This window comes from Candidatus Limnocylindrales bacterium (assembly GCA_035559535.1).
In the GTDB taxonomy this organism is placed as follows: Bacteria; Moduliflexota; Moduliflexia; order Moduliflexales; family JAUQPW01; genus JAUQPW01.
This window is the reverse complement of sequence record DATMBG010000014.1, coordinates 1-5474: the sequence shown is the minus strand read 5'-3', so window position 1 is coordinate 5474 and position 5474 is coordinate 1. Positions and strand designations below refer to the sequence as shown.

The 5474-nt window shown below is 45.0% G+C and carries 5 protein-coding genes; all 5 read left to right on the top strand.

Annotated elements, in window-relative coordinates; genetic code table 11:
* Positions 1-489: hypothetical protein (locus VNM22_04405; GenBank protein ID HWP46385.1), on the top strand; the 489-nt coding region annotated here is incomplete at its 5' end.
* Between the two features lie 223 nt (positions 490-712).
* Positions 713-1369 (top strand): class I SAM-dependent methyltransferase, encoded by a 657-nt coding sequence (locus tag VNM22_04400; protein HWP46384.1) that lies wholly within the window; start codon positions 713-715, stop codon positions 1367-1369.
* Between the two features lie 51 nt (positions 1370-1420).
* Complete coding sequence (locus VNM22_04395) at positions 1421-3172, top strand: glycosyltransferase family 39 protein (GenBank protein HWP46383.1); 1752 nt, start codon at positions 1421-1423, stop codon at positions 3170-3172.
* A gap of 544 nt (positions 3173-3716) precedes the next feature.
* On the top strand, positions 3717-4925 hold the full coding sequence (locus VNM22_04390) for a sorbosone dehydrogenase family protein (GenBank protein HWP46382.1): 1209 nt from the start codon (positions 3717-3719) through the stop codon (positions 4923-4925).
* Between the two features lie 270 nt (positions 4926-5195).
* Positions 5196-5474, top strand: a 279-nt coding sequence (locus VNM22_04385; protein HWP46381.1) for a hypothetical protein, incomplete at its 3' end; no start/stop codon positions are given.

Below are 5474 nucleotides of genomic sequence, written 5' to 3'. Positions count from 1 at the left end.
TTGACTTCGATGCGAGGGGCGGTCCGGAGTGGTTTAAATGTGAAGGCCAACATTATTTTTGGATTTCCTGATGAGACGCGGTGGCAGGTATGGCAGACCCTTAGGTTTTTGTTTATGATGGCTTTAATCGGTGTGCATGATATCCTTATTGCGATATTTTCTCCTTATCCTGGCTCAGAGTTATTTATGGAATTGTATGAACAGGGTAAAATCCATACCCTTTCCGATGAATTTTTTCTCTCCCTGACGGCTTACACGGATATGGCTCGGGCAGTATCATGGACGGATAAGATCTCCTCCCGGGAGCTAAACTTTTTACGGATTGCAGGTTTTTTGGTATTTTATGGAACCCAATATACTTTACGACCCTGGCGGTTGGTTCGGACTCTGTTTAACTTAGTTTCTGGTCGTCAGGAATCCAGGTTAGACAAGATTCTGCAAGAATACATCCAGCGTTCCTTTAAAAGTGAAATGGTAAAAGCAGATTAGATTCCAAAAAGTCCGATTCCAGGCCCCCTTCCCTTTCAAGGAAGGAGAAAGTAGTTCTTCTGAAGAGCCATGGTCACGAGTACCCGCTTGAATCTCCTTTCCGTTTTACCTACAAAACTCCCGTTCAAATAAAATTTCTTATTGACATTTTCATCCGCTTCAACAATATTGCCTATAGTTATTCCCAGGATGATATCACTGTCAGGTAGAAAAAGTATTGCGGATGGAAATCCTATTACCGGATAGAAAGAACATCAAGGAAACAAGCGCGGCGGATCCCCTTAAGCTCTATTATATTCCCATAGCCCGGTCTTTTTACAAAGCCCGGTTTGCTGATGCCTTACGACTTCTGGGAGGGCGTGTAAGACGCTTATTGGAGGTAGGTTGTGGGTCCGGTATCTTCCTTCCGGAATTGGCCAGACACGCAGAGAGTCTCTTTGCCTGCGACCTTCACCCTAACCTGAATAAGACCTTACAGATGTTACGGATTGAGTCTGTTCCGGCTTCTCTCGTCCAGTCCAATGCCAGCATGCTACCCTATGCAACAGAGAGTATGGATGCCATTGTCTGTATGAGTGTCCTGGAGCACCTGCATGACTTACAATCCCCTGCCGAGGAATTTTTTAGAGTCTTACAACCCGGAGGATTTGCCATCATTGGCGTACCAGTAACCAATCTGATGACAGAGGTCATCCTCAGGTTGAGCTATCTTTCCTTTGATGCGCGTCTCGAAGACGAGCATGTCTCTACCCATCGTGATGTCATTCGAACATTCAGCCAAAAATTTTTGATGGAACAGGTCCTGACTATTCCCCGCTTCCTTCCCGAGACGTTTCGTATGTATTGTACTATCCGGTTCCGAAAACCAGGCAAAAAATGAGGTTTTAGAGAATTAAGGATTTAAATCATCTGAATACCTCACGTTTTCAGTATGGATTGGCGTAGTAAAATCTTTCTACTTTTTTTGTTAGCCATCCTCGCAGGAATTTCCATGCGAATTTATGGATTAAGATGGGGGCTACCCTATCATTTTAATGGGGATGAGCGGTTCGTTATTTCCATGACCGAAAAGTTTAGATCGGCTGAATCTTTTAACCAACTGGCCGATCAGGAAATGTATTTTTTCTTATATCCTCCGTTACTTGTCTATATTCTCAGTGCGTTGATCAAAATAGTTTCTTTCTTTCGCCCCTTTGACCTTACAGAACCTACCAGTATCACCCTCTATTATCTGTTGGGGCGTATCGTAACGGCCTGTTTTAGTATTGCGACCTTAATCCTGGTTTATGGGATGGGAAAACGATTTTATAACCGGTCAGTAGGTATGTTGGCTTCTGTCTTTCTGGCCTTTTCGGTCTTGCACATTCGGGATTCTCATTTTTATCTCCCTGAAGTACCCTATACCTTCTTTGTCGTTCTGGCAACATTTCTTTCCATGGGAATCGCTGAAAAGGCAAGAACGCGGTCTTATCTGTTAACCGGGATTGCCACCGGTATTGGGTTGACCATCAAACAGACGACTTTAATGGTACTCCCTGTGATCTTGACTGCCCATGTTGTGGGAATGTTCAGAAACCTCCAGATTTCCTGGAATTCCTGTAGAAGGATCTTCTTTTCCCTTCGGTCCTGGAGACTTCTATTCCTTCCTGTTCTTATAGCCGGCCTGATATTTCTCCTTTTGAATCCTTTTATTTTTCTTAACCCCCGGAAATTTCTGGAAATGTACCAAATACTCCATGGATATGTTACAGGAACCGATCAACCTAACTGGACCTTCCAGTTTACTGACACCACCAGACTTTACTGGTTTACCAACCTCCTTTACTTTGGAATGGGTCCTCTACTAGAATTAACCTGCGTAATCGGAATGATCTGGGCCCTTGTAAAGCGAAAGGTACCTGACTTACTACTTCTATCGTTCCTTCTCCCTTATCTTTACTTCATCGGAGGAGGTTATATGAAATTTATTCGATATGCTGTTCCTTTACTTCCCTTCCTGTGCCTGTTGGGTGCGCGCTTCTTATTGGATTTATATGAAATGGCAACCCACAAAGTAGCCCGTACCGCGGTAGTCGTATCCATGATCGGGGTGACCCTGGCGTCCTTCTTGTATGCTCTGGCCTACATGAATATATACAGCCGGGGAGATGTGAGGATTAAAGCATCCAAATGGATCCATAAAAATATCCCCCAGAACTCCTCGGTGCTAATCGACTCTTCACCGGCAACCCCTTTATTGGGCTCTACATTTTATAATGTCCAACTGGATAACTACTACAGTCAGGGCTGGCGGGACCTTTATTATAAACGAAAAGACTACTTCAAAATCAAGGTTTTGAATCTCAGAACGGTAGACTTGATTGCCCAGAAGGAGCCTATTTCTATGGAATGGTGGGAGAATTATTTAAAGGAACGTTTAGAAGGAGTTGAATATATCATCATGAGCGATCAGTACTATGATCTGTATTCCCACCGCCCGGATGAATATCCCACCCTGAACCAGTTTTATAAGGATCTTTTTGCAGGTCGACTGGGATTTGAATTAATCAAAACCTTTAAGACCTATCCTGCTCTGTTAGGCTTTAACTTCAACGATGACCGGGCGGAGATGACTTTCCGATGGTTTGATCACCCTAAAGTGATGATCTTTAAACGAATTCAAGCACAAGACCAACAAAACTAAAATCAAGAGATGAATAAAAAACAGTTCCCTGGATTGACTATAGGAACAGCTCTGAGCAACGATCTTTACAGCATCAGTAGAGGACACGGCGGCATCGTGCCTCTACTCTTACTTTGTAAAGCTAGATTTGAATAACCGTGTTACCCTCACTCCCTCCTCCCCCCCTCACCCCCAGCTCCCCCTCTCCCGAAGCTTCGGGAGAGGGGGAGCTGGGGGTGAGGGGAGCCGATGGATTTCTGGGCTAATTTCCCAAGTGCCTTCCCCCCCAAAGCTTCGGGAGAGGGGTCGAGGGCATAGACGCCAGGGTAAGGATAAAAAGCCCCGTCAAGGGCGAGCAATCGGTAGCTCCCAACATAAGTCGAGGGGCTCAGAAATTCGGAATTTTTTCAAGCTCCGGAGGAGTGGCTTGTTAAACAGGTCACCCCGCCGGGGCTAACCTTCTTATCCTGGTACCTGGGGGAATCTGGGATGATGAGAAATCACATAGAATTAACCTTACAAGGTACCAGGCTGTTCTATAGCCACTTCGGGACTCAACAAGTAAATGCTGAAAATATATAGGAAGTTTTTTAGCAGAACCGTCTGGACTGTTCTGTTAGGAATATATTTTAGTCTATTAAGTCAATGTTTTGCCGAATCGGAAATCGATTTAAAAAAGATTCACCTTCCTCCCGGTTTTGGCATCCAGATCTTTGCCTCTGATCTGGGGGCTCCTCGGCACATGGCGATAAGTCCTGAAGGAGATCTGTTTGTAGCGGACTTTCGTGACGGAAGGGTCTTTATGCTTCCGGATCGAGACGGAGATGGAAAAGCAGACCAAAACATCATCTTTGCCCAAGGGTTGGACCGCCCGCACAGTGTTGCCTTCTTCGAAGGGGGGGTCTATATTGCGACTGTAGGGGAAGTTATCCGCTACATCAACAAAAATGGAAAGGGTGAAAATAAGAAAGTTATCATTTCTAATATTCCTGTAGAAGGCCGACACGACACCAGGACTATCAGCTTTGGACCTGACGGCAAGTTGTATCTTTCCATAGGTTCTTCCTGCAATGTTTGCCAGGAGACGGATCCGAGACGCGGAGCTATTCTTCAATATAATCCCGATGGGACAGGAGAAAAGATCTTTGCACAGGGGCTTCGAAATGCTGTCGGGCTGGCCTGGCATCCTCAAACCAAAGAACTATGGGCCACAGAAGCTGGAAGAGATCATTTGGGATACTATAAGCCCCCAGATGAAATTAACATCGTTCGAGAAGGTAAACATTATGGCTGGCCTTATTGTTATGCAGATCATGAGATAGATCCTACAATTCCTATTAAGCAGCATGAGACTTTCTGTAACAATGCGACTCCTCCAGTGATTCAGCTTCAGGCGCATTCCACCCCCTTAGGGCTTACTTTTTATACCGGAGAGCAGTTCCCCGAGGAATATCGGGGAAATTTATTTATCGCCCTCCACGGTTCATGGAACCGGCCAACTCCGGTTGGTTATGAAGTTATCCGGATTAAGTTCTCCGACGGTCCATCTGAAAAAGCCATTCCTTATGCTACAGATTCGTTAACACATCCCGTAAAAAGCATCTCTCCAGAATTACATCCAGAAAAGGTAGAAGAATTTGCCACAGGGTGGTTGATAGAAGGAAGTGCCTGGGGACGACCGGTAGACGTAATAGTCGGAAAAGATGGGGCATTGTACGTTTCTGATGATCAGGCCGGGGTTATTTACCGAATCTTTTATAAAGGCCCACAGTAACTTCCGATCCTATCTTAATAGGGGCACGGCGGTGCCGTTCCCCTACCTTCTTTCTTTAGAACACCTTAGAACACGACCTGTAAAGGCATCTTGCGTTTGCACAATCGAAATGTTAGGGTAAGAGTTAATTTTTTATTGACATTTTCCCTTGAGTTCCAGAATATTTTCTGGTAAGTTTGATAAAAGTGTTCATCCTGTTATTTGTGTAGTAATCTTCTTGATTCATATTAAAATATTACAAGGCCTGGATCGGTTTGACTCTGGAATATCATGTTGTTTGGTGATATTCAAGAACTGGCCGGAGGAGAGTGTGCTATGTTGCACATTACGCTGGTCCGTCCCCCGAATTTAGTCTCTTATTTCGCAAGTACTCGAGTTCTAACCCCACCTCTCGGTCTGGCTTATATAGCTTCCAGTTTGAAGAGAGCCGGCCACAGCGTCACCATCGTAGACGCAGTGGGAGAAGCTCCCCACAAAGTCATGCGACTCTTCAACGGAAAAATGCTGGTAACCGGCCTGTCCATACCGGAAATCCTCCAACGCATCCCT